Below are 23,988 nucleotides of genomic sequence, written 5' to 3' on the forward strand. Positions count from 1 at the left end.
ATGAAAATTCACTTTTAAATGCACTTGTAAGTGTTCCTAAGCCTTTCAATGAGTCCTATTTGTGGACTTGGGATGATACAACATATCCCTTTACCCTTAATCTAGTTCGTGTAACTAATGAAAAAGTAGATGTTATTCGATACGGAAAGAATTTAAAAGGTATTGAGAAGGAAGAAGATCCAACTGGGTTGATAACTAGAATATTTCCTCTTGGATATGGTGAAGGGGTAAACCAGTTAGGAATTGAGAAAGTAAATGGTGGTGTACCTTATTTAGAAGCAGAATTCCCTATTATTGATGAACATGGTATTCATAAACAAATATGGGTTGATAGACGTTTTGAAGATGCAAAATCATTAAAAGCATCAGCCCAAGCCTTGTTAGATAAGTATAAGAAGCCACAAACTACTGTTTCTGTGGATTGTATAGATTACGAACTCATTGATCCATATAAACTTGTTAGATATGATATAGCAAAAATAGTCGGTGTGTATGACCAGGATACTGATACAAATGATGATTTAAGAATCATGAAAATTACTAAGCCAGATATCTATGGAGATCCATCTAATATACAGTTTGAAATCGGGAATGTTCGTGATGATATCGGAACAACAATTGCTGATTTACAAAAGAAGCAATTAGTAAATGATACTTATTCACAAGGTTCAACTAATATTGATAGCCGTGATTTCCAAGATAACTGTGATCCTGAACATCCAGCAATTATAAGGTTTCAAATACCAAATGATGTTATGAATGTAAACGAGCTATTACTTACATTTGAAACATTAAGATTTAGAGCGTATGAGCGAGCGATTAAAGGCGGAGGAGCTGTTGTCGGTTCAACAGCGGCTGGCGGTGGTACAGTATCTTCCACATCCGCTGGTGGGTCTATTGTACAATCCACGTCTAGTGGTGGTAGTAGTACACAAACATCAACTAGCGGTGGAGGTAGTGTGCAAACGTCTAGCGGCGGCGGAGATCATGTTCATAAGATGTTTCATGGTGGTGGTATTGTTCCTACTGAACCTACAACAATAGGATTGTATACAGCTTTTTCTGATCCTGGTAGGAATACAGCGGCTTCATTTTACGCAAAAGGAACTGGGGCAAGCCTATACACACATGGTTCTAGTGGCGATCACACACATAGTCTGTCCATACCAAATCATCAGCATTCCATTTCTATACCGAGCCACCAGCATTCTATCAGTTTGCCAAATCATCAGCACGATATACATCTCGATCCGCATAGCCACGAAATTACATTGCCTAACCACACCCATGAAATTGAGTTTGGTATTTTCGAATTAAATGAAACACCATCAAAAGTAACAATAACTGTGGATGGTAATGTATTACCTTTTGATTCAACGAGTGGACAAGATATTAATTTAATTCCATATTTAGCGAAAGATACTGGTGGCAAACTTCAACGTGGCCGTTATGTTGAGATTAAACTTACCCCTAATAAATTAGCTAGAATTAATGCTACTGTTACAGGGAGACTTTTTATCCAGTCAAGAAGTGGCGGCACGTTTTAAGATAAATGATTAAAAATAGAGAAGGAGATGGACCAACATGCAAACAATTGAAATCCATACACAAAGCGGTTTAAAACATACAGTACAGACTGAAACATACAATGCACAGGTGCTAAACGATCAATTGAATAGCAATGACTTAATCACCGTGCTTATCGGTGATTTTATTATTCAGCGAATTGATGTAAAACGTATTCTTCCACTTGATCATCAAACTGTGGAAGGCACTACAAAAGTTGAAGTTCATACAAATGGCGGAAAAACAATTGAAATCGTAACAAACGATTATGATCCAATCTTCTTAAATGAACAATTAAATAATAACAATACAGTTACAGTTGTAATTGGCGACTACATCTTTTCTCGAATCGATGTGAAACAAGTTGTTCCTGTGAAAGAAGAACCAACAGAACCGGAAACGCCACCAGTTACATTGCCAAGAGAAACAGGTGAAGGCGGCACAACTACTGAGCCAACTACACCACCAACGGAAGAAGAAGGAACACCAGAAACACCAACTGAAAATCAAACAGGCACTACAGAGCAGCAATAAGCTGGTCTTTTTATTTTGCATAAAGGAGTGATTTTATGAGTTTTATTATTAAATGCCCTAAATGTGGAGAAGAACAAGAGTTTGAAAATAACGAATTTGAAAAAGGAAAAATTAAAATATCCCTTTACACTGTTTCTCCCAGTTATGGATCCAGTAATGCTTCTGTAGATATTGATTGTGAATGTGGTAACAGCTTAGAGTATGAAAAATATTCATGTTAAACAAAAGAGGGGCAAATATTCCTCTTTTCATCTTGAAAGAAGGTCGTAGTTATATAAAAAAGTTGAATATACAGGTTGAGGAAAATATGGAAATCATTACAATGAATAGTATATAAACATATAATCAAGGGGAAGTTTTGGAAAAGGGGGATTTAATATGATGTTATACGAAATTTTAGAGGGATATAGTAACGGTCAATTTAAAGAGGAAGATGTATTTCTATATCGAAATAATCCTCAAATGAAGGCAATATTAAGAAAAGGAAGTTTGATTTGGTGCGATGATAAAGTAGCCATCAGTTGCAAGGGGATTTTGCAAGATGTATGGACAAAACAAGAACAGAAAATTTAAATATAATATGATTTTTAAAGAGAAGAGAGACAATTGTCTCTCTTTTTATTTTGAAAGGAGTGAAACGATGCAAGAGATTCAAGATTTAAAGTTAGAGATCCAACAAATCAAAACAGAACAAAAAGATATGAAAGAAAATATACGGCACCTAGAAAATCGTACTTTAGGCAACGAAAAAGACATTATCAATATTAACAAACAGTTAGATAAAATCAGCGCAAATACTACCTGGATTCTTCGAATCATTATTGGTGCAATTGCAACTGGATTAATCGGCTTGTTAATAAAAGGAGGTGGTATGTAATGATTGAAATAAGCGTAATGATTGCCGTTGTAGTAGGTCTTTCACAGATTGCAAAAACAATCGGATTACAAACAAAATACATTCCGTTATTAAATTTAACGCTTGGCATTGTGCTAGGCGTTTTATTTTTGGGCGGAGACATTAAAACAAATGTATTTCAAGGAATCATCATCGGACTGTCAGCAAGTGGATTATTTGACCACACAAAAATTTTAAAAAAGGATGCTGATGTGAAATGAGAAAAACATTTAAAGGGATCTCATCGGTTTTATTAGCTATTGTATTAGTATTATCCATTGTAACAAGCGCTTTTGCTGACAGAGTTTTAATTATTCCGGATTTACCTAAACAACCATATCGTTATGGCGTAGGTGCTTACGAGGGCGTTGTAGCACATTCTACAGCAACTCTAGAAGCGCCAGCTATTAATATTCAAAAATATGAAACTCGTACATGGCGTAATGCTTTCGTTCATTATGCAGTTGATTGGAACGAAACCATTCAAATTGCAGATACAAAGTATATTGCGTATGGCGGTGGCCCTGCTGCTAATAAACGTTTTGTACATGTGGAGCTTTGCGAAACAAAAGATTACGAGAAATTTAAACGTAGTTATGATAAGTATGTGAAGCTACTTGCTAAAATCCTACGTGATCGTGGTATTAGTGTAGAAAAAGGATTATGGACGCATAGCGATGTGACGCATCATCTTGGCGGTACTGACCACGAAGATCCACTTGATTACTTACGTAGTCATGGCGTATCAGAAGCACAATTCCGCGCTGATGTGAATCGTGCATACAATAATTCTAATGTTGATGTTTCTGTTCCAGAACAACCATCTAAACCAGAAGAAGTACCAACAGCAGTAACAGATGGAGTTGCGCATATTAATGGTTACAACGTGAATTTACGTAAAGGACCAGATACAAGTTACTCAAAAATTCGTCAGTTAAACAAACCAGAAGCTTATGTTGTATGGGCTGAAAAAGATGGTTGGTTAAATTTAGGGGGAGAACAGTGGATTAAATACAATCCGTCTTATGTGAAATTCGATAAGAAAAGTACAGTAGATTCATCTATTGTAGGCAAACGGGTTGTTTCTAAAGTGGACAACCTACGTTTCTATGATTCTCCATCTTGGCAGGATAAAGATGTTGCTGGTTCTGTAGATGTAGGATTAGGATTTATAGTTGATGCAAAAGTAACTGTAAATGGATCAACACAATACAAGGTACACAATAGCAAGGGAAAAACATACTATGTTACTGCAAATGCAGCCTATGTATATGTGAAGTAATAAGAAAGCTGGCTCTTTCGAGTCAGCTCTTTTTTTATTTTACATCCACAAATTCATCAATTTTAAATTTTGTATTTAATCCAAATGCATCTGTACAGTGTACTATTTTGTTTTGGGTATCAATATCTAATACTGTTATGTATTCATCATGTATATATCCATCTCTGTAGTAAGAAACAAGTACTTCGCTGTTTTCCTGTAGAGATTCGTTGAGTGCTCTTTCAATTCGTTCTTTTGTATCTTCTGTTAAAAATGGCTTTGGGACCTTATATTGCTCCTCAAGTATTCGATTTATCTCTTCATATTGCTCCGGTATACTTTTGAATGGTTGCCACTTTACCATACCGCGTCCTCTTACACTTGGAACTCCCCAACTCTCCATATTTATCCCTCGATTCGTGTTGTTTGTTCTTATTATACACGAACGTACGTTCTTTTATGAAGAGGTTTTTATAAAAAAATAAAAAGCTCCGTCCATTTCAACGAAGCTAGATCCAAAAAACAAGGAAAATGAAAAATCTTAATGGATTGTTCACTTTAATATTTCATTTATTAGAATTATAGAAAAAAATTATAATTTCATTCATTGGTTTATAGAATAATTAAGTATGTTAATACCTAAAGGGGGTAGTCTCATGAAGAAATTATTATCTGTTATGGGATCGTTGGTGTTGTCGCTAGTGGTATTGTTTGGATTCAGTGAATCAGTAAGTGCGGCAGTTTCTCGTCATCCATTTGAAACAGATGGACCTGCTAGAAACGAAGATAACATTATTTATGCTTCATCAGGGCAGACTATAAAAGTCAGAATTAACTGGTGTGCTAATGTGAACTGGAGTAACTATCATGCAACCGCAATGCCAGTATATCGATGTGGACCCGCGCTCTCTGTAAAACTATATAATACTAGTACTGGAAATTATACATCTCCCAAGGTTATTGGGACAGATGGAACGGTAACATTTACCAACATGAGGAAAGGTAATTATTATGTTTATTTCTCCGATTCATGGAGCAACTACTTTTTCAGAGGTGAAAATACAGCAAGCAGTTATTATTAAGTAGACCTTGCCATCCTTCGGGATGGTTTTTTGCATTAAAAATAGCCTCGTTTTATAACGAAGCTACATCCAAAAATCATCTTCTTTTATGTTCTTTCCTAACTTTTTCAATCCTTTTGTAATTTGAACAACTGTTGAAAACTTCGGTCTATATGAATGATTGTTACATATTTTAGAAATTGTTGCTCTGCTCAATTTAGATTTACTTTCCAATTCCGCCTGTGTAATCCCCTGTTTATCCAACCATTTTCCGAATTTAGTACGATTCGTTTTCCCTAGATTAAACCAATTGAACATTACTGTCACCTCAATAACAGCATGTACACGAGTTAACTTTTTTATACGAGTGCAAAAAAAGATGCATATCAAACAAACAGTATGAAATACCTTTTACCATACCAAATAAATTACGAATCTCGTTGCTAATTTGATAGCTACTTAAAACTTCGTTTCACCTATTCCGAATAGAATTCTTTCACAGAATGATACTTCAGAAATTGAGAGGTTACTATTTTCAATGATTCATAGCCATTTTTAACTCTTCTAATCTTCAGGGACTATTCTTACAGAATACATAAAGAAGGGTGGTGTTCACTTTGATATTTGAGTTAGTAAGTTCTGCTGCAGTCGGTGGTGCAATTCTTTTCTCAAAAATGCATCAAAAAGGAGCGACTAATGATGCTGCTAAAATCCAAAGAATTTGCGCTAACTGCGGTTTGAAAGTGAAAGAGGGTAAAGATATTAAAACAATACAACTGCTTCGTAAGACAAGAAATGAGTGGGGCATGGAGTATGCATATAGAATCCCTCTTGGTCTTAGCTTCTCCGATTTTGAACAAAAGATGCAGCATTTAGAGGACGGATTGAACCACAAAAGCAAAGTTTATGATTTTAAGCTATCAGACTTCAAATCTCTTCGTTTGAGAAAAGATATCCTAAAACAAATACAAAACATCCTTAACAAGAAAAAATGCGTTAGAAAGGAAATAGAGCTGTCTTATGATGGTTTATTAAAAATACGAGTTTACGAAAAAGGAATACCGGATTTCGTGAAATTCGAGGAAGAGATGATGAAGCAGTGTAGAGGATGGGAAGTACCAATAGGATACACACGAGACGGATTAATAAAACATGACTTCGATAAGATTGCACACATGATCTCAGCGGGAATGACAGACATGGGGAAATCGAATGTATTAAAGCTTATTATTACATCCCTTGTACGCAATCAATCTGAAAATACAAAGCTATTCCTCATCGATTTAAAGGGTGGTCTATCTTTTAACAGATACCGATTCCTAAACCAAGTCGAATCAATTGCGAAAAATCCAGAGGAAGCTCTACAGACTCTAAGAGCTTTGCAAACCAAACTGAATGATAGAAACGAATACTTACTAGAAAACGGGTACGAAGATATAAAAGAAGCTGGTGATCCAACTCGATACTTTGTAATTGTCGATGAAGCTGCCGACATAGCGCCATATCAGGAATGCAAGGACATCATTGTAGACATAGGAAGACGTGGCCGGGCAGCAGGGTTTCGCTTGGTATATGCGACTCAGTACCCAACAAATGAAGCACTGCCATCACAACTAAGACAAAATATTGGCGCTCGTGTTTGTTTCAGATTACAGACAGAGGCAGGGAGCCGTGCTGTGCTAGACGATGGCGGCGCAGAGGGTCTTCCCAACATAAAAGGAAGGGCTATATATCAAACGAATGAGAAGAAGGTCTTACAAACGATTTATATTGAGAACAAGCAAATAGATAACATCATAAAACCACACATCAACATTAGAGCAAGAAAGGAGCATGAGAATGCAAAAGTTAGCGATGAAGGAAACAAGAACAGACAACATACTTTACAGCTTGAGGAAATTGGGATTCTTGACTAGAAAACAAATACAAGTGTTGCACAATCTTGGCGGGGACAGAAATGCTTCACGTATCATGAAAGACCTCGAAGAATATGTATCTAGCTTCAGAGATATGGAAAAAGTATATTACCTCAATAAAGAAGGTCGTGAACGTATCGGAAGTAAGAAAGTTCTCAAACGTTCTAATCAATTCCGACACTATATCATGAGAAATGACATCTATATCGCTTATAATTGTCCTGCTTCATGGAAACAAGAAGTGAAAATGAATGTAAAAGGTGTTGTTTCCATAATTGCAGATGCTTTATTCAATGATGAAGGATGTTATCACATTGTAGAGATAGATCATGAGCAGAAGATGAGTGCAAACCGTGTGAAGATGCAGAAGTACAGAAAATTAATTGACTGCAATGTATTTGATAAGCCGCCTAAATTTACTTGGTATACAACAACCGAATATCGCAGGAATCAATTAAAGAAGCTGTGTGAGGGATTAGACTGCAACATATTTACAGTTACTGATTTCCATTAAAAACAGGGAGATGGTCCATATGGCAACTGAGACAATGAGCATCAAGGATTTTATGGATGGTAACTATGGAGCAAAGAAAAAATGGAGCTTGTTCAAAAAGAAAGCAAAAAAATACGCACCTGTGGCGGTGCGAGTTGGCATTGTGGTTGGTAGTGCTATTATATTCAGCAATATTATAGATATTCCTCATGGTTTTGCTGCGGGTCCGGATACAGATGTAAACGAAGTATTTAAAGATGTTCAATCAAATGATGGGAAGATAAAGAATTATATAGATGGTCAACTGTATAACCGTATTGTAAATGCATTTGAGCCAGTTATCTTTTTAATTAAAGCAGTGTCATATCCTATTGCATCCGTTGTGGCGTTATGCGGTGGGTTATTCATCATGGTCGGTAGCCAAGAACGGGGATTCTCGCTGATTTCTCGTGCTGGAATCGGCTATATTGTAGTCCAAATGATACCACTGTTTATGAGATTGCTAGTTGAGATTGCAAAAGCAATTTAGTCCTACACTTGTAGGGCTTTTTTATTTGCAGGAATTTATACAACATTATTGAATACTGTTTTCAGGAGGTGTTGTGACGCTATGACGGACGAGATTGTTTATTCCGCTAGTGAAGTGTATAAAAGGCTAGGGATAAGTGATAGTACGCTCAGAAAGTACATGGAAGTGTTACAACGAGAGGGGTTTACAGTAAAGAAAGATAATCGCGGCAGACGCCAGTACACAGACAATGACATTATGGTGATTGAAAAATTAATTGAACTTAGTAAGCATGACGGTATGACGTTAGAAAAGGCTGCGAAGATGATTGCGCAGCAAATAGAAAAAGTTAATCCGGATCTGATTAAAGAAGAGCCTGAGGAAACGGATTTAGTCCCATTCCACATTCAACAACAACTTCAGCAACAATATAGCGTTATGGCGAAAGAAATGAATCAGAGTATGTTAGCGATGGAAAAGCGATTGAGTGAACAGGCGAAGCAGAATAATGAAGAAATTAAAGCGAGTGTAGAAGCGCATAATGAACGAGTGGAAAAACGATTAGAAGCAAGAGATGAAACGCTTATGAAGACACTACGTGAGATGCAGGAAACGAAGAGAATGATGCAGGAGTTTCGGGATGAGGCTGCTGCTGCGAAAGAAAAGAAAAAGCCTTGGTGGAAATTTTGGTGAGTATACTTACGCAAACTACAGGCAAGTAGAATGATATTAAAACATGTAAATGAAGAAAAGGAGGGAGAATTTATGGGGGGATTTTTTGTAGATAAGAATATAAGTATAACTGATGATTTTAATGATGAGGATTATGATACTGTAGGTGAAAATTTATATGCATATAACGTAGATGCAACGAAAGGATTAATAACAAAGCCAGAGTCAGATATTCATTTGTTTTTAAAAGATAAATCAGGAGATGTTGTAGGCGGGATCTGTTGCGAAACATACTCTTATTGTTTATATATTGATATGTTTTGGGTATCAGAAAAATATAGAAACAAAGGCTATGGTAAGTTGTTAATTAATGAAGCGGAGCGTATTGGAAAAAAGGCAGGATGTACTTTTGCACATACTTCGACCTTTAGTTATCAATCTCCTCATTTTTATAAGAACATGGGTTATGAGGTTTTTGGTGTTATTGAAGATTACCCAGAAGACATAAAGCAGTTTTTCTTCAAGAAAAAACTATAGGAAATCAAATTTACAGCTGCGAAAGAGAAGAAAAAGCCGTGGTGGAAGTTTTGGTAATTAATTAGGTCCAATTTCCTCAGCAGTAAAGACAATATTACGCATTCGTAAAATACTAGCACCACTAGTACTAGTGTCTGCTCTTCCTTCTAACACATAGACAAAAGTCCCTGTTCCAGGCTGATCAATAGCGTCAAAAGTAGTAGTTGCATTATCGATATCTGTATCAAATGTAATTCTGACTGTCTCACTAGTAGGAAAAACCCTCCTAATTACATATATCGCGAGAATCGCGTCGAGTGGTACAGAATTTACACTTCCGTTGAGATTAGATGAACGTATTGATGCAGATAATCTAACACGATCACCAGGATTATCAGTAGTAATAACTACTGTTGAAAGAAGAACAAGCGGTCCTCCAGTTGGTAAATCAGGTAAAAGGGGTACATTAGTACCTACTACAAACTCTTGTAACAATCCAGCTGGTGCAGGTGGTTCTGGTGGCGCTGGAGGACTTGGGATATTTTGAATAGGAATACTAACAGTGTTAGGGATAGGACAAGAAATTGCACGAGGATTGCAATTACAATTGTTATTTGGGTTCAAGGATAATCAAACTCCTTTACGTTTTATATTTAGTGTTATATATAATGCAAAATAGGTCATTTTTTCTTGGATGTCTGTCTATATGAATTCAATATAAGGCATATTCAGCAATTCTTTCAGAGTATGATGATGAAAGTCCTATGGAAACGTTACAAGAAATTCAGGAGACGAAGAAAGTAATAGAGGAATATCATTCTGAGGTTGCAGCTGTAAAAGAGAAGGAAAAGCTTTGGTGGAAGTTTTGGTAAACTACGCAAGAGTAGAAAAATACACTTTTCTACTTGTGAGTAAGTATATAAAAAGCCCTACATATGTAGGGCTGATTTTCTATTAGCAAGTTAAAATTATTTACTGTCGGAAATTATGTCGTTTAGGGTATGCTGTTCACGTTCATTTAATTTATTAGCGATGTAGTAATCTAGAATTTCATCAATAAATTCATAATTTTTCATGCCTTTCATTGTACAAATGGCTTTTATTTTATTAAATGATTCAGGTACTACTTTTATATTCTTCCTGTCTGATGCTGACAATGAATTCTTTTTCTGAGATTTAGAATTATCTTGAACAGGTGTTACAGTCACTAAGTATTTTTTATCCAAAATAAGCACCCCTTTTTATACTTTTATAAAAATATAAATTTATAAAAGTATAAATTTATAAATTAAGATAGGTATAAAATTTACTTTTATACCTATTCTCGACTTTTCTTAACTTCAAGCACTTGTTTTACAGCATTTTTTACTAACTTTTGTTTTGGTGCGGGTAACGAAGCAACTTTCTCTTCGATCAACATATTTATTACTTCATAAATTTTCATATCTTCAATTGTAGCAAGTGTGGATATCGCTGTGTGCGTTTCTAATGAGACACGGAAAGATTTTGGTAACTCTTTCGTAGTGAGTTTTCTCTTCGGTTTTTCAAAGAGCTTATCATCGTCAGGAAAACTACGTTCTTGATTTTCTTTACTTTCGGGTGTAAAGGTTACTGATCCTTCCGTTTTCTTTCTTCTCATCCCAAGTTGTTCTTTATCTATATTCAATTTGTTATCCATTTACTGTTGTCATTCCTTCCAAAATCTCGATTCTTTTTTCAACTTCTCCTGCAATATTTTGGTAGACAGTATGAACGTTTTTATCATGAACATCTTTCAGATTATAAGTGATTCCCGTTCTATCAAATCTCTTTAAACGTGCCATCTGTTTAATGATGTTATTGAATACATTGGCTTTACCAAAAATCTCTTCAGCTTCTTGAAGGATATCTTTGTCGATTTCATTTCCGTTTTGCATCAGTACAGGTAATGCCCCAATAATTTCTAATGGTAAATTGTAATCATCTGCTAACGAGAATACATGTTCAACGTATTTTTGAGCACCTTTTAATGATCTTTCTTGTGTTTGTAAAATAACCATTACATAGTCACTAGCGACTAAGGCACTGTCTGCAAATTTATTTAATTGTGGTGGCACATCAATAAAAATGTAATCATAATTTTCTTTGATTGCACTTAACTGTTTTGCAAAATATGTATCTTGTGAGAAGTCATCCTCAAAATTTCTGAATAGGAATTTCTCATATGTTTGTAAATCCTCGTAAGAAGGAAGTAAGTCTAAGTTAGGTAGTACATTAATCAGCGCACTTTGTAAGTTCGCGTCTATAAGAGCCATAGCTAATGTTCTTTTGAATTCCGGTTCAATTAAATGGACTTTTTTCATTGTGTTGAATAGTAAATCAGTCGCATTTGCTTGTGGATCTAAATCTACTAATAAAGTTTTCTTCCCTTGTTTTGCGAATGTATAAGCTAACATTACCGCGTTGGTAGTCTTTCCAACCCCACCTTTGAAGTTACCAGTTGTGATAACCTTGCACATTTTCCGTCACCTCGTAAAAAAGTTTTTTTATACTTTTATAAATTTATAATTTGATTTTATAACACAACATATCTGCGGTAAAGTATAAATTTATACTTTTATACTTTTATAAAAAGTTGATTATTAATCTATAAACAGATGATAGTTTATAAGATGTATTTTAAAAATACTGTAATATCAAGGTTTACCAACGTTTATTTTATAAAAGTATAAATTTATATTTTTATAAAAGTATAAATTTATAAAAAGTATATCATTCTATTTTTGAAAAACTAGTTTTTTATAAAAGTATAAATTTATAAAAGTATAAAAATGAAATTGGATTTTTATATAGAGGGAAATGTAACAGGCTTATAGAGGTATTTACAAACAAAAAAGCTTGTTGTAACGTAATAAACAACAAGCAACATTCTACAAAACAAAACATGATTTGATATTTTACATAAACAATGATCATGAAGATCGAACGAGATAAATTAAAAAAATTGAATATGAACACAAAACAAAAAGCCACTCCCATATGCTAACGGCTACCAACCTTTAGCGGGAATGACTCAGTTCTAGTAATTGCTACCAACACTTACTAGACATAACCTGTAACCAAGCAGGACTTCGTTTAAGTAGTGTACCACCACTATCCTTAAACAATTATGCCTTTCTCCGAGGCTTATTTGATATACCCATTTTATCTATGATTTGACTAAAATTCAACTAGTAAATGCTAGAATTGTATTTTTTGTAGTCAAAAAGATATATAGGGCATCTCTAAACCTAGAAGTCTTGTGAATGTACAGGTCATTTAGGAATTGAGATGTCTTTTTGTTTTTTGTTCGCGTGGAATTGCCTGATACCACGTAAATAAAAACTGATAAGCCGTAATTCCGTGCTGCTATACATATAGGAGGAACGTGTTACGTGCGTGGCTAGCTGTTGGTCGTGCAGGGGGTACAGAGTATGCGCCTACAAAAACAGCACCCCTAACTGGATTCCTGTTCATCTAGTTAGGGAAGGTGAGAACTTACCTAGGGACGATTCTCTAAAAGGTTCGGGTGGTTATCGTTAGCATTACGGTGCTAGGGAGTACATTCAGTTTGTCGTGTAGGGACGATATTACAAGGACAAGCCATAGAAAAAGGGTGTATGCGGTGAAAATCGCTGAGTGAACAGGGTCTATACATACGGATACCTTATAAGTGACCGCATGGCAAAAACAAGACGCTTATCCATCTATTTTGATTGATTACTTTTTTTGTGATCTTTCAAAGTAGGGGATAAATCTGCCTTCCAGCCGTGTTCCATAATCGTTCCCACATGATAAAAACCCTCAAAACCTCCAGTCAAGACCAATCTCGAAGAAAAGATGAAAAATATGAGTTTGTATAAGACCTGGGGGAATGACTTACTAAGATAGAGGAATAAATAAGGTACTTACTACTTACTTGTTTAGAGGATAAGGGGACGGATGGTTAGAATATGCCTTATTGTGGAATTTGGTTTTACACAACAGATAAAGTACGTGAAATTATATAAGAAAACTTGATTTTATTAGGGGAGAAATGTGTTTTTACTATTTTGTCAGTGGGGGACGAATATATTAATATGAGGTTGTTCACCTTTAAAAGTATTGGTTTACACTTGGCCCTGCACCTTGTGTGGGGATTTTTTAATAAATAAAAAGGCCAGCATGTTTTTAGGCTGCCCTTTTTATTTTGTCCTTTAAGTCAATTGATGGTTACATGTCATATCTTGTATTGACTTAAGGGAGGTAATATTAATGTATTATTATGATGGTTATTATAATTATGTACCTTGTTACTTTTATAACAGACCAGAGGATGTTATTCCGCAACCTCAAGAGGGTGAGGTAATACTACAACCTCATATGGTCCCGATATCAGAAATTCAAAAACAATTGGATTTGGGTAGACAAAATCATTGTTTTAAAGGCTATTGGGCAGGAAGGGAACACACTTTTATTCTTTCTGGTATAGATTCTTTGTCAGGGATGGTTTCAATAATCGAAAATAACACGCCAAGTTCTGTTCATCATTCAGATATAGTTGGGCTTACCTATTTAGGGATACAATGTCCAACTTCAACTACACCGCCACCTCCAATTTGTAGATGGGTGTGGACTGATTGGGGAGGGTGGCAATGGATTTGTAGATAGTGAAGGGTTGAACAACGATCCCTGCACATTGTGTGGGGATTTTTTCATAAAGAAAAGACACTCAATGAGTGCCTATCTTTATTTTTCTGTAGGGTTTTAGTAATGAAGTAATAGCGCTAATCTATTAGATAATAACATTATATGCTTTAGTGTTTTCATGCAATTCTGCATATAAAGAAAAGACACCCTAAGGTGCCTTCCTCCGACTTGAACCAATCTACTTTTAATAATATATTGGACTTCTATTAAATTTCTGTTTTATTACATTTATCTATATTGGTTGTTAAGAAAGCGAACTCAAACCAGCATTTTGTTTGTTATTTTCTTAAACTCATTTCATACTCTTTTACTTCATTCATCGTTCTAAACACTAATACATTAAAAATCTCTTTTTCATTACCACAAATAACTATAAATCCATCAGTTGTTTGTAGTACTCTTCCCACATTTCCATTTAGAAGTGGAATGCTAGTAGGATGTTTAATATTCATCTTATTTTTCTTAGCAATATATTCATCAATCGGCATCCCAATGGGGAATTCATTTTGTAAGTCTTTGGTGGTATACATGGAAGTTGAATTTTCATTCTTTGCTGAGGCTTTTTGATAACTTGGTGTACAAGCTGTTAGAGACATGAGCAATGACACAGAAATAAAAAGCAAAGTAAGCTTTTTAAACATTAAATAATTCACTCCATTCAGTATCCAATTAGTCACCACATTACAATAGCAAAAGAGTTATATTAATTTTGTTGCAATGTGTCTGTCGTAAAAAGAAAAGAATGTACTTATTTAGTGATTTTCCTCGAAATACTAAAAGGTTACCATAAAGAGAGAAAAGACACCTTCTGGTGCCTTTTCTCTCTTTGTTCTTGCGTATTGAGATGACTATTCAAACCTTGTGTTAGGGGACATGGTTCAAACAGATAAATATTACACTTAAAGCTTAACACTGACAGAATATACAGTAAATTGATAATATTTATGCAAAACATTCCCAAAGTTTAGTATAGATATTTTTCACTATTACTATATTAAAAAATAGAATTAATGCACATGGTGTGGGGATTTTTTTCATAAAGAAAAGACACTCATTGAGTGCCTTTCTTTAGTTGGTTATTCATATTTCTCTAGGGTTTTGACATACTACATGAAATAATAGTGCTAATCTATTATATATGCTTTAGTGTTTTTATGCAATTTTGAATATAAAGAAAAGACACCCTAAGGTGCCTTTCTCCGACTTGAACCACTTTAATTTTAATAATATGTATTGGACTCTTATCTAAAAAATAATCTAATGTATTCCAATAAGAGAAAGATAATGATAAAATAAAAGTGCAACAAGATGTTGTTTAGTTTTTAAATTTCATGGGAATAACACAAAAGCTAGGTTTGGTCGCCGAGTTTTTTCATTCCTATCGGTCATGAGATACCTCGGTTGGTCGCCGGGGTATTTCTTTTGTATTAACGTATATATAGGTCTATTATGGACAAAATAAAATATAATCTTAGTAGAAGATAGAACACTGACATCTTTGCCGCTTCTAAATCACTTTGGTCTTGTGCGAAGAAAGTATGGTCAGTACTTTCAGCTCAGTGTTCCATCTACTTTAGTTTTTGAGTTGAGTGTTGCTAATCATAGCAGCACTTTTTTACATTCCAATTTGTTCTTTGATGAATTGAATTATATTTTTTACAAACTGGCTTTGCGTGAAGAAGTAATGAATATTTCTCAGTACTGTCGTCCACGATGCTAGATTACTTACGAAAGACTGGGATTCTGTCTTTTTGGTCGCCTTTTTTTTACGTTTTTTCATTCCTGTCCCTCCCTTCATAAGGGAAGGGCAAAGATGGCACATTTTATATTTTAAAGAGTTATATAGAAGAGGACAAGCTATTCATTAGCAAAATAAAGAAAAGACACCCTAAGGTGCCTTCCTCCGACTTGAACCACTCTACTTTTAATAATATAAATTGAATTCCCATCCAATTAATATTTTACCATATTTATACACATTTGTTATTGAGAAAAAAACAAAAAGTCCCACATATATGAGCTTTCATGTTATGGTTAAGTTACCTAAATTGATATTTCTTTTGCACATGTTATCCCCATTCCATGTGCTTTTTTTGTTGTTAAGATCAAAAACAAAAGCACTCTTTCGAGTGCCTTAATACTATTCCACTTTTAACTTAATCTCTTTACCCATCATACCGCCGCGAGCTTTTAAAACTAAACCTTGTGCGTCAGCTGGTACATCAAAGATAACTTTTCCTGTTTGCGTTAGACCAGGATTAAGTTGTTTTAAGAAAAAGTCTAATTTACCACCATTTGCGATATCATAAGTCGTTTGTGCTTGAGTAGAATATTTAAATTCGCGATCTTGATTGTCTACTAATTTAAAGCTGTTAGCATCAACAGTAATAGCATCTTTTTGGTTATTTGTAATAGAAATTTCAACTACTTTGAAAACACCTTGTGCTTTTTCGTTTGTAATTTCATTTCCAACTGATTCTAAAGTTTCAACAGACCCCACAGCAATTTTGACTTTAGAAGATTCCCCTTCTTTAGAAAGTTCCTTTTTAGGCTCTTCTTTCTTTGGTTCCTCTTTTTTAGGTGCTGGTTTTGCGTCATCTTTCTTCGGTTCTTCCTTCTTAGTTTCATTTTTTACTTCAGAAGAGGCTGTTTGACTCTTTTCTTTAGTTTGGGCTTGCTCCTCCTTATTTGAAGTAGGAATGATAACTAACGCCAAGATAAAACACACGATCGCCCCAATGAATAACTTCGCTTTAGGTTTTCTTCGAAAAATAGCAATGATAAATAAAGCGAGAAATACGATTGATACAAGGAAAAACAACACTGCTAATGTTTGCATGTCTCTGCCACCTTTTTAAAATAATAGATTAAAATGTAAGATTTCCGAAACTATCATAACAGAAACGGTTACAACTATTTTGTCAGATTCTGTCGAACGAAATAAAAAAAGAGAGCATTTTGCTCTCTTACCACATTTGGTAATATTTTACCACTGGATATTGGAAAAGTTTTCCCCTACAATCAAATCAAACGTAACATTACAATATGAAATATAAGGCGCTGCAACGCTGTATATTTCGCTTATGATTACTTTAAGTAGTTTTGTATGTATAACCTAATTAAAAACGCTTATGTGAAGAAATGAAGGACGTGATGACTACATAAAATATTTCTTAATCAAGTAAGTGTATTCCACTAACAGATTCCAAGCTTTCTTTTGTGGTTCTGTATCGAGATCTGAGAGCTGTTTCATGATAACTTCAACTTGTGGAGGTATACGGTATTCCCTTCCTACAAGGTTATCCAATGAAACATTGTAAAGATTACTAATCTTTATTAGCATTGAAACATCTGGTTCAGAACGTCCTGCTTCCCAATTGGTATATGTTGAGCGAACAACATTTAAACGGTAAGCAACTTCATTTTGAGTTAATTTATGTTTTTTACGAAAGTATACTAATCGTTCTCCAAGCAATGATATTTCACCGCCCTTTTTAATCTTTGACAATTATAAGCGAATAAGGGAAGTGGATGGTATATATTTGGATAAAACGATTAATTTTGTAACTTTTTTATTTAAAAATGATTCATTTTTAATCATTGTAAAAATAATAGGAACGAAAGTTCGATTATGTGGTAAAATCTACATGTGAGGTCTTTTGTGTAAGATTTTTTTCGTTTGATAAATGTTGTAATATAGCGTTTTTTTATTTTCTCAAAAATTATCTGATAATCGTATGACTGAAATTCCTAATTTTTGTGATATTATGAAAATAATTAAATCGGACGCAAAAAAGACTCATAACTGTGCAAGTGGTGCTCGCAACACCCTTACACGGTCCTCCCTAATCACGGTAGGGAAAACACTAGTCATAAGTCTTCATACACATTATATCATACAACCTAGATACAATGACACGTTTTCCTTAAAATGTAAAAAATACTAGGGAAACGTGTCTTTTTTGTTCCAAAAAGGGGGACAAAATAAAGTGCAAAAGGTACTAGCTAAACTTTCAAATGATATGGATAGTAAAAATATCAACCGTAGCAAAATGGTAAAAAAATTAGATATCGATAGTGCTACACTCTCAAGGTTTTTAAAAGGGAAACATCAATTATCGTTTCATAAGTATGGTGAGATGTTAAAAGAAGTGTATCCTGATGAAATTTATATCAGAAGAGAGTTTTGTTCTCGATACTCAAAGTGTATCACTAGACCAGGAAACAAACGTATGACTATGTATTATTTGTTATCTCATGGAGAATTGAATATTTTAAACGAGCTTATTGAATCAGAAAAGAAAAGTAAGCATCATGAATGGGCGACTATATGTGAATTGATTTGTTTGAGATACCAGGGTGAATTATCTGGTGATGAGTTATTGAAGGAATATCAAGAAAAAACGGAAAGCTTTAAAACGAACACTCTTGAAATGGATATATTGAGAGGAATAGTATTGCTTCATATAAGATATGATCAAAAGAATTATAAATCGATGGTACGTTTATCTAAAGAACTTCATCAAAAGTCAGAAGACTTAAAGGATGGATATACAAAGGACTTTTTGAAATTCAAAATTCAAGAAGCTATTATTTATGGACTCTTAACATGTTCGGAAATCGAAGAATTAAGAAGAGTATGCTATGAAATTATTAATGATGAGTATTCGGAAAAATATTTTCCTATCTTCAGAGCTACAGCATATGGCGTTTTAGGAGAGTCATACGTTTTTACGAACTACTCAAAGTCATTAGCTTGTTTGCAAGAGGCTATACGAATTATAGATAAAGGACCAAAAGAGCAAATGAATATGAGAAGAAATATGATTTTGAATACAATAGATTTTTTAAAAATCCATTGGAAAGTCGATTTACACAATATTAATCCTGTTGAGAAAGTCGAATCAGCTTACTTAGAAATACAAAAAGGTAATAATGAAAAGGCAATACAAATATTAAATGAAATTTTGAATGAGCAGGGATATCTTAGTGCTTTTGGGCTAACATACCTGGGTATTGCGAAAGGGAACGATCAAGAAATTTTATGCAAAGCTCTTGATTTATTTGAGCGAAATTCGAACATTTTTTATTCATATTTACCCAAAAAATACCTAGGAATAATACCCCAAAAATGCTATAATTTAGTTGGGTGATGCTGAATGAAAAAAGTACTATCGCTAATCACAAGCGTAGCGTTAGCTGGCGGATTTTTATTCGCTCCTGCTGACAGTAAAGAACAACCGAACCAAGTAGTTAAGGGTGTTCAAAATAATGTAATGCTTATGTCTGATCCTGGGACAGGAATTTAATATAATATTTATATAAAGGATGACGTCTTCTCTTGCAGAAGGCGTCATTCGTCATTTCACGGGGTATTGAACTTTTTGAAAAAACAAGAGAAAGTTCAATACTTGTGAAAAATTCACAAACTACTATAGAGATATTGGAGGATGCTGGGGATGACAAAGGAACAATTAGTAAGAGAAGCTGTGAAATTAGGACTAAAGCAAGGGGAAGCGATTAAGGCTGAAGACATCTTGAAAATTTGCCTTGATGAATCATATAAAAAAATAAACGCATAAAAAAGAAGACTGCCGCATAAGGTAGTCTTCTTTGGTTAGCTATTCTTTTTGTTTTGCATATAAGTAATATACATTTCTAGTTGCTCCCAAGCTTTCTTCCGCTCATCCTCTGGAAGACTTTCAATTAATGCCATAATGTTTTTTCCTTCTTCAGTAACAATCTTATTTTCTTCTTCATTTAATTCAGGGTCTTCCGATCTACCCAATAAATAGTCTGTAGTCACATTAAAATAGTCAGCTATTTTCTCTAAAGTTTCACGCCCAGGTGATTTCTTTCCTTTTTCGAAGTAAGAAACAGCCATTTTAGAAACACCGATAGCATTACCTAATTGCTCTTGTGTTATCTTGCTGCTTTTCCTAAGTTCTTTTATTTTTTCCCCGATCACGATTAACGTCCCCTTTGTGAAAAGTCTTGTCATTTATACAATAAAGTATAAAGTAAACATAGTGTTTACTACAAGATAAAATTTATTTATATTTTTTTTAAAAAAGCACTTGAAATAAACTTTAGGTTTACTTATAATAAAATCACAGGCAACGAAGGGAGGAAATAACTTGCAACAGTTAAAACAAAAACGACTAGAAAAAGGGATGTCTTGCCAAGACGTTGCCGATAAAGTCGGAATCACGAAAATGCACTACTGGTATATTGAGAACAACAAAAGAACATTAAAAATAGATTTAGCACAAAAAATTGCAATTGCTCTTGAGGAAGATCCGAAAGAACTTTTTTTTAACAATTAAAGTAAACCTGTGATTTACAAAATGAAAGGAGTAAACCAAATGAATGAACTTAAAAATTTTTCACACAATGTGTTTGGTAATCTAGAAATTCTCATTAAAGAAGGAAAAGAGTACTTCCCAGCAACAGAGGTTGCAACAGTATTAGGATATTCCAACCCAAGGGATGCCATCTCAAGACATTGTAAAACAAATGGGATTGTAGCTGTGTCGCAAAACACGACAGAGGGTAATCGATACGATAAAAAATTCATCAACGAACCCAACCTATATCGCTTAATCGTAAAATCAAAACTTCCACAAGCGGAACAATTTGAAAAGTGGGTATTTGAAGAAGTACTTCCAACAATCCGCAAACACGGAGCATATATGACAGATCAAGTACTAGAAAAAGTAGTAACTGATCCAGACTTTATGATCGGCCTTCTTACTAGCTTAAAAGAAGAAAAACAAAAACGAATTGAAGCTGAACGAAAAGTGTTGCAACAACAACCACTGGTAACATTCGCTGAATCTTGCATGCAGTCAGAACAAACGCTGAAAGTTAGTGAAGTTGCAAAACTGGCAACTAAGCAAGGGGTGAAAATTGGTCAGCGTCAGTTATTCGCAAAACTTCGAGAATGGGAGTTAATGTTCAAACGTTCTACTGAACCAACACAAAGAGCAGTTGAAAAGGAACTATTCGAGGTTACACAAGGCGTTAAGAAAAAGCCGAATGGCGAAGCATTCACATGGACAACAACATATGTAACACAAAAAGGACAAGCCTACATCATAGACCGACTGAAGAAAGAAATGGAACAGGAGGCGATGTAAACAGTGGAACACTCAACGTCATTGGCAATCTTCGCAATAATAGTCGTGAGTATATTCTATCTAATTTATAGAATCGATGTTTGGGATAAAAAAACAGGATGGTCACAGGATGAATAAAGAGCAGCGAGATGAAGATGAAAAGAAGAAGATCATCGCAATGATACGAGATTTAAGAGCTAGAAGAGTACATAACAGCGCAGATAAAGTCGAGGAAATATACAAGTATATCACTCTAGCTAAATAAAGGGACGAGCCTTGATTATGAAGGTTCAAGGCTCATTTTATAAGGATAAAGTCGGATTATCAACTTTACAAATTGATTATACCACAATCTTACAAAATTGACAGGCTTTTGATTGTCGAAATATTCAGGAATTTAATGGTATCCCCCCACCTAATAAAAAGGTTCCTGGATATTTCGATGGTCAAGGGTCATCAGAAAGGAGTGAGGACAATGTATCCGCTAGCTAAAAACTAGCATCAAAAAACCTGCACAGAAGCGCAGGCTCATTGTAACACATATCGGTAACTAAATTCTAACAGATTTGTAGATTAGTTACTATCAAAAACAAAATAAAAAGAGCCGATTACCCCTAATCAGCTCTTTGGGAGAAACAACTCAATAAATTGTTACCTCTATTATAACACAGTTGTTTCTTCTGAGTAAATAAGGAGGAATGGAAAATGATTGAAAATCCGATGTTTATGCACAATGGCTACGGAATTAGTGATCCACAAGAGTATGAACCTACTCCGGTTGAAGATGATTGTGGAGTAGAAATCTTACAAGGTGATGATATTTTAGTCGGTCCAGATGGAAGTGTGATTTTACGAGAGAACGCCTTGGAATACTTAATTGATGTACTAGGATTTATGCCGAGAAAGGCAGGCGAGTGAGATGGGCCTACAAAACAAAATCGAAATGGAAATTCAAATTCTTATGAGTTTAGTAGAGAGATACAAGCAAAGTAATGAACCTAATGCTGCATCTTTAGTTGTAGCTTATGAATACGGATTACAAGTATTGAAAGAAGTATATGAAGCAAGTAAACAAACTGAATCGGTACCATTTTAATAAAAGGAGAGATAAAAATGAACGGATTATCAAATATTGATTACTCAGATTATATGCCAAAACCAGAAGCGAAAAACACAGCTACAGAAGCTATGGTGAGCCGCCAAGCACAAGAGGTGCAAATGGCTATGTATGTAGCAAAAAACTTCCCTAGGGACACATACAATGCATTTCAGCGAATTATGAAAGAATGCGAACGAAAATTAGTTGCCGAAAATGCAGTATACCAGTATCCGAAAGGAGGCCAGAAGGTTCAAGGACCATCAATCAGACTTGCTGAAGTAATTGCTCGAAACTGGGGAAACATTGATTACGGAATTATTGAGTTAGATCAAAAAGATGGTGAGTCTTCCATGATGGCTTATGCATGGGACCTTGAAACAAACACACGTCAAACCAAAATCTTCACTGTTAAACATGAACGTAAAGCAAAAGGGAAGACCAATAAATTAACCGATAGCCGAGATGTCTACGAATTAACAGCGAATATGGGTACTCGTAGAATGCGCGCTTGTATTTTAGGGATTATTCCAGGAGACATTGTTGATGCAGCAGTACAGAAATGTAATGACACTTTGGTTAACGGACAGAAAGAACCTTTAGAAGATCGTTTGCGAAATGCCTTAGATGCTTTCAAAAAAGACTTTGGGGTAACTAAAGAAATGATTGAGAATTCCTTCCAAATTAACATTGATTCATTTACAGAACACGATTTCGTGAAGTTAGGACGCATTTACACTTCAATTCGTGATGGTGTAGGTAAAAAAGAAGATTTCTTCGATACAAAAAAGACAAGCCCTGTTAAATCAAATTTAGAAGAACAATTTCAACAAGTAGAGGGTGCGAAAGATGAACCTACTACAGCTGAATGATGAAAATTACTACTCACAAGAAGCGAATATGCAATACATGTCGGTTAGCCAATACAAAGACTTCCGCAAATGTGAAGCAGCAGCACTAGCAAAGTTAAAAGGTGATTGGAAAGAAGAACATAGCGACAGTTTGTTATTAGGCTCATATGTTCATGCTTGGTTAGAAGGAGCGCTTGATCAGTTTAAAGAGAAGACTCCTTCTCTCTTCACAAGAAGTGGTGACCTTTACTCGCAATATAAACATGCTGATTTCATGATTGAAACTTTAAAAGATGATGGATTGTGCATGTTTGCTCTTGAAGGGGAAAAAGAGGTCATTATAACAGCAGAATTATTCGGAACGCATTGGAAATCAAAACTAGATGTATATAACCCTCTCAATGGTAGATTCGTTGATTTAAAGACAGTCAAATCGATTTACGACAAGGTTTGGACGGATGAATACGGATATTGTTCATTCGTCGAAGCGTATGGATACACAATTCAAATGGCAGTATATGCCGAGTTAGAAAAGCGATGGTCCGGTAGAGAAAACTGGTTAGAACCGTTCATTGTAGCTGTATCAAAGGAAAAACATCCAGATAAAGCAGTGATTAACTTTGATGATGAAATCATTCAGCTGGAATTAGATGAGGTTGAAGAAAACTTGCCTCGTGTATTAGCAGTAAAAAACGGAGTGGACAAGCCTAATAGATGTGAAAAATGCGCTTATTGCAGACAAACAAAGCGATTAACAAAAGTAATTCATTACTCTCAAATACTTAGTTAGGAGA

36 protein-coding genes are annotated in these 23,988 nt (G+C 34.8%); 25 read left to right on the plus strand and 11 right to left on the minus strand.

Annotated features, from left to right (window positions below):
* The 7 genes from AC1M36_RS25765 to AC1M36_RS25795 all read left to right on the plus strand — a co-directional run.
* A partial coding sequence (locus AC1M36_RS25765; RefSeq protein ID WP_479846328.1) for a phage tail spike protein occupies positions 1–1,547 on the plus strand: 1,547 nt, incomplete at its 5' end.
* A 37-nt stretch (positions 1,548–1,584) separates the two neighbouring features.
* Positions 1,585–2,100 carry a hypothetical protein gene (locus tag AC1M36_RS25770; protein ID WP_479846329.1) on the plus strand — a complete coding sequence of 172 codons (516 nt, stop codon included), beginning with the start codon at positions 1,585–1,587 and terminating at the stop codon, positions 2,098–2,100.
* A 35-nt stretch (positions 2,101–2,135) separates the two neighbouring features.
* A complete protein-coding gene (locus tag AC1M36_RS25775) occupies positions 2,136–2,321 on the plus strand; it encodes a hypothetical protein (protein ID WP_479846330.1) in 186 nt (61 codons plus the stop codon).
* Positions 2,322–2,478: 157 nt separating this feature from the next.
* Positions 2,479–2,673 (plus strand): hypothetical protein, encoded by a 195-nt coding sequence (locus AC1M36_RS25780; RefSeq protein WP_479846331.1) that lies wholly within the window; start codon positions 2,479–2,481, stop codon positions 2,671–2,673.
* A gap of 67 nt (positions 2,674–2,740) precedes the next feature.
* Positions 2,741–2,977: a hemolysin XhlA family protein gene (locus AC1M36_RS25785; RefSeq protein WP_479846332.1), complete on the plus strand. Its 237-nt coding sequence runs from the start codon at positions 2,741–2,743 to the stop codon at positions 2,975–2,977.
* Entirely contained in the window at positions 2,977–3,216 is a 240-nt protein-coding gene (locus AC1M36_RS25790) for a holin (RefSeq protein WP_479846333.1), read from the plus strand. The genes AC1M36_RS25785 and AC1M36_RS25790 overlap by 1 nt, the downstream gene beginning before the upstream one ends.
* Positions 3,213–4,277 (plus strand): N-acetylmuramoyl-L-alanine amidase, encoded by a 1,065-nt coding sequence (locus AC1M36_RS25795; RefSeq protein WP_479846334.1) that lies wholly within the window; start codon positions 3,213–3,215, stop codon positions 4,275–4,277. Before AC1M36_RS25790 ends, AC1M36_RS25795 begins: the two co-directional genes overlap by 4 nt.
* 34 nt (positions 4,278–4,311) lie before the next feature.
* On the opposite strand, the gene AC1M36_RS25800 is transcribed toward AC1M36_RS25795, so the two are convergent.
* The gene (locus AC1M36_RS25800; protein ID WP_479846335.1) at positions 4,312–4,659 is read right to left on the minus strand and encodes a YolD-like family protein; all 348 of its coding nucleotides are present in this window, start codon (positions 4,657–4,659) and stop codon (positions 4,312–4,314) included.
* A 253-nt stretch (positions 4,660–4,912) separates the two neighbouring features.
* Here AC1M36_RS25800 and AC1M36_RS25805 point away from each other — a divergent pair, with 253 nt between their 5' ends.
* Complete coding sequence (locus AC1M36_RS25805; protein ID WP_479846336.1) at positions 4,913–5,338, plus strand: hypothetical protein; 426 nt, start codon at positions 4,913–4,915, stop codon at positions 5,336–5,338.
* 63 nt (positions 5,339–5,401) lie between these two features.
* Here the strand turns inward: AC1M36_RS25805 and AC1M36_RS25810 are convergent, their stop codons facing one another.
* A complete protein-coding gene (locus tag AC1M36_RS25810) occupies positions 5,402–5,635 on the minus strand; it encodes a helix-turn-helix domain-containing protein (RefSeq protein WP_479846337.1) in 234 nt (77 codons plus the stop codon).
* A gap of 299 nt (positions 5,636–5,934) precedes the next feature.
* On the opposite strand from AC1M36_RS25810, the gene AC1M36_RS25815 reads away from it, so the two are divergent.
* The 5 genes from AC1M36_RS25815 (at position 5,935) to AC1M36_RS25835 (ending at position 9,443) form a co-directional block, all read left to right on the plus strand.
* Positions 5,935–7,233, plus strand: a complete 1,299-nt coding sequence (locus AC1M36_RS25815) for an FtsK/SpoIIIE domain-containing protein (protein ID WP_479846338.1) — start codon at positions 5,935–5,937, stop codon at positions 7,231–7,233.
* Entirely contained in the window at positions 7,172–7,747 is a 576-nt protein-coding gene (locus AC1M36_RS25820; RefSeq protein ID WP_479846401.1) for a replication-relaxation family protein, read from the plus strand. The genes AC1M36_RS25815 and AC1M36_RS25820 overlap by 62 nt, the downstream gene beginning before the upstream one ends.
* A gap of 19 nt (positions 7,748–7,766) precedes the next feature.
* The gene (locus AC1M36_RS25825; RefSeq protein WP_479846339.1) at positions 7,767–8,255 is read left to right on the plus strand and encodes a hypothetical protein; all 489 of its coding nucleotides are present in this window, start codon (positions 7,767–7,769) and stop codon (positions 8,253–8,255) included.
* Between the two features lie 81 nt (positions 8,256–8,336).
* Positions 8,337–8,927 (plus strand): DUF3967 domain-containing protein, encoded by a 591-nt coding sequence (locus AC1M36_RS25830; RefSeq protein ID WP_479846340.1) that lies wholly within the window; start codon positions 8,337–8,339, stop codon positions 8,925–8,927.
* Positions 8,928–8,999: 72 nt separating this feature from the next.
* Positions 9,000–9,443 (plus strand): GNAT family N-acetyltransferase, encoded by a 444-nt coding sequence (locus tag AC1M36_RS25835; protein ID WP_479846341.1) that lies wholly within the window; start codon positions 9,000–9,002, stop codon positions 9,441–9,443.
* A gap of 57 nt (positions 9,444–9,500) precedes the next feature.
* On the opposite strand, the gene AC1M36_RS25840 is transcribed toward AC1M36_RS25835, so the two are convergent.
* Positions 9,501–10,046, minus strand: a complete 546-nt coding sequence (locus AC1M36_RS25840; RefSeq protein ID WP_479846342.1) for a hypothetical protein — start codon at positions 10,044–10,046, stop codon at positions 9,501–9,503.
* A 140-nt stretch (positions 10,047–10,186) separates the two neighbouring features.
* On the opposite strand from AC1M36_RS25840, the gene AC1M36_RS25845 reads away from it, so the two are divergent.
* Positions 10,187–10,294, plus strand: a complete 108-nt coding sequence (locus AC1M36_RS25845) for a DUF3967 domain-containing protein (RefSeq protein WP_479846343.1) — start codon at positions 10,187–10,189, stop codon at positions 10,292–10,294.
* A 96-nt stretch (positions 10,295–10,390) separates the two neighbouring features.
* Here the strand turns inward: AC1M36_RS25845 and AC1M36_RS25850 are convergent, their stop codons facing one another.
* From AC1M36_RS25850 to AC1M36_RS25860, 3 genes are all read right to left on the minus strand, one after another.
* Positions 10,391–10,648: a hypothetical protein gene (locus AC1M36_RS25850; RefSeq protein WP_479846344.1), complete on the minus strand. Its 258-nt coding sequence runs from the start codon at positions 10,646–10,648 to the stop codon at positions 10,391–10,393.
* Between the two features lie 92 nt (positions 10,649–10,740).
* The gene (locus tag AC1M36_RS25855; RefSeq protein ID WP_000369031.1) at positions 10,741–11,100 is read right to left on the minus strand and encodes a hypothetical protein; all 360 of its coding nucleotides are present in this window, start codon (positions 11,098–11,100) and stop codon (positions 10,741–10,743) included.
* On the minus strand, positions 11,093–11,920 hold the full coding sequence (locus tag AC1M36_RS25860; protein ID WP_479846345.1) for a ParA family protein: 828 nt from the start codon (positions 11,918–11,920) through the stop codon (positions 11,093–11,095). The genes AC1M36_RS25855 and AC1M36_RS25860 overlap by 8 nt, the downstream gene beginning before the upstream one ends.
* 1,774 nt (positions 11,921–13,694) lie before the next feature.
* Here AC1M36_RS25860 and AC1M36_RS25865 point away from each other — a divergent pair.
* Positions 13,695–14,090 carry a hypothetical protein gene (locus AC1M36_RS25865; RefSeq protein WP_479846346.1) on the plus strand — a complete coding sequence of 132 codons (396 nt, stop codon included), beginning with the start codon at positions 13,695–13,697 and terminating at the stop codon, positions 14,088–14,090.
* Positions 14,091–14,407: 317 nt separating this feature from the next.
* Here AC1M36_RS25865 and AC1M36_RS25870 read toward each other — a convergent pair whose 3' ends face one another.
* The 4 genes from AC1M36_RS25870 to AC1M36_RS25885 all read right to left on the minus strand — a co-directional run bounded on the left by AC1M36_RS25870 (position 14,408) and on the right by AC1M36_RS25885 (position 17,604).
* Positions 14,408–14,770 (minus strand): hypothetical protein, encoded by a 363-nt coding sequence (locus tag AC1M36_RS25870; protein WP_479846347.1) that lies wholly within the window; start codon positions 14,768–14,770, stop codon positions 14,408–14,410.
* A gap of 974 nt (positions 14,771–15,744) precedes the next feature.
* Complete coding sequence (locus tag AC1M36_RS25875) at positions 15,745–15,909, minus strand: hypothetical protein (RefSeq protein ID WP_479846348.1); 165 nt, start codon at positions 15,907–15,909, stop codon at positions 15,745–15,747.
* A gap of 360 nt (positions 15,910–16,269) precedes the next feature.
* Positions 16,270–16,968: a DUF4352 domain-containing protein gene (locus AC1M36_RS25880; protein ID WP_479846349.1), complete on the minus strand. Its 699-nt coding sequence runs from the start codon at positions 16,966–16,968 to the stop codon at positions 16,270–16,272.
* Positions 16,969–17,286: 318 nt separating this feature from the next.
* Positions 17,287–17,604: a helix-turn-helix domain-containing protein gene (locus tag AC1M36_RS25885; RefSeq protein WP_479846350.1), complete on the minus strand. Its 318-nt coding sequence runs from the start codon at positions 17,602–17,604 to the stop codon at positions 17,287–17,289.
* A 514-nt stretch (positions 17,605–18,118) separates the two neighbouring features.
* Here AC1M36_RS25885 and AC1M36_RS25890 point away from each other — a divergent pair.
* The 3 genes from AC1M36_RS25890 to AC1M36_RS25900 all read left to right on the plus strand — a co-directional run bounded on the left by AC1M36_RS25890 (position 18,119) and on the right by AC1M36_RS25900 (position 19,711).
* Entirely contained in the window at positions 18,119–19,282 is a 1,164-nt protein-coding gene (locus AC1M36_RS25890) for an AimR family lysis-lysogeny pheromone receptor (protein ID WP_479846351.1), read from the plus strand.
* A 6-nt stretch (positions 19,283–19,288) separates the two neighbouring features.
* Entirely contained in the window at positions 19,289–19,438 is a 150-nt protein-coding gene (locus AC1M36_RS25895; RefSeq protein WP_479846352.1) for a hypothetical protein, read from the plus strand.
* Between the two features lie 150 nt (positions 19,439–19,588).
* Complete coding sequence (locus tag AC1M36_RS25900; protein ID WP_479846403.1) at positions 19,589–19,711, plus strand: hypothetical protein; 123 nt, start codon at positions 19,589–19,591, stop codon at positions 19,709–19,711.
* Between the two features lie 35 nt (positions 19,712–19,746).
* Here AC1M36_RS25900 and AC1M36_RS25905 read toward each other — a convergent pair whose 3' ends face one another.
* Positions 19,747–20,097, minus strand: coding sequence for a helix-turn-helix domain-containing protein (locus AC1M36_RS25905; RefSeq protein WP_479846353.1), 351 nt, complete (start codon positions 20,095–20,097; stop codon positions 19,747–19,749).
* A 136-nt stretch (positions 20,098–20,233) separates the two neighbouring features.
* On the opposite strand from AC1M36_RS25905, the gene AC1M36_RS25910 reads away from it, so the two are divergent.
* The 7 genes from AC1M36_RS25910 (at position 20,234) to AC1M36_RS25940 (ending at position 23,984) form a co-directional block, all read left to right on the plus strand.
* Positions 20,234–20,455 (plus strand): helix-turn-helix transcriptional regulator, encoded by a 222-nt coding sequence (locus tag AC1M36_RS25910; protein WP_479846402.1) that lies wholly within the window; start codon positions 20,234–20,236, stop codon positions 20,453–20,455.
* A 39-nt stretch (positions 20,456–20,494) separates the two neighbouring features.
* Positions 20,495–21,268: a BRO family protein gene (locus AC1M36_RS25915; protein WP_479846354.1), complete on the plus strand. Its 774-nt coding sequence runs from the start codon at positions 20,495–20,497 to the stop codon at positions 21,266–21,268.
* 109 nt (positions 21,269–21,377) lie between these two features.
* Positions 21,378–21,512 carry a hypothetical protein gene (locus AC1M36_RS25920; protein WP_479846355.1) on the plus strand — a complete coding sequence of 45 codons (135 nt, stop codon included), beginning with the start codon at positions 21,378–21,380 and terminating at the stop codon, positions 21,510–21,512.
* Positions 21,513–21,952: 440 nt separating this feature from the next.
* A complete protein-coding gene (locus AC1M36_RS25925; protein WP_479846356.1) occupies positions 21,953–22,165 on the plus strand; it encodes a YqaI family protein in 213 nt (70 codons plus the stop codon).
* Position 22,166: 1 nt separating this feature from the next.
* Positions 22,167–22,343, plus strand: coding sequence for a hypothetical protein (locus tag AC1M36_RS25930; protein ID WP_479846357.1), 177 nt, complete (start codon positions 22,167–22,169; stop codon positions 22,341–22,343).
* Positions 22,344–22,360: 17 nt separating this feature from the next.
* On the plus strand, positions 22,361–23,215 hold the full coding sequence (locus tag AC1M36_RS25935; protein ID WP_479846358.1) for a hypothetical protein: 855 nt from the start codon (positions 22,361–22,363) through the stop codon (positions 23,213–23,215).
* A complete protein-coding gene (locus AC1M36_RS25940; RefSeq protein WP_479846359.1) occupies positions 23,193–23,984 on the plus strand; it encodes a PD-(D/E)XK nuclease-like domain-containing protein in 792 nt (263 codons plus the stop codon). Before AC1M36_RS25935 ends, AC1M36_RS25940 begins: the two co-directional genes overlap by 23 nt.
* Positions 23,985–23,988 lie beyond the last annotated feature (4 nt).

The sequence above is a fragment of the Bacillus sp. Medicinal_06 genome, from assembly GCF_056711665.1.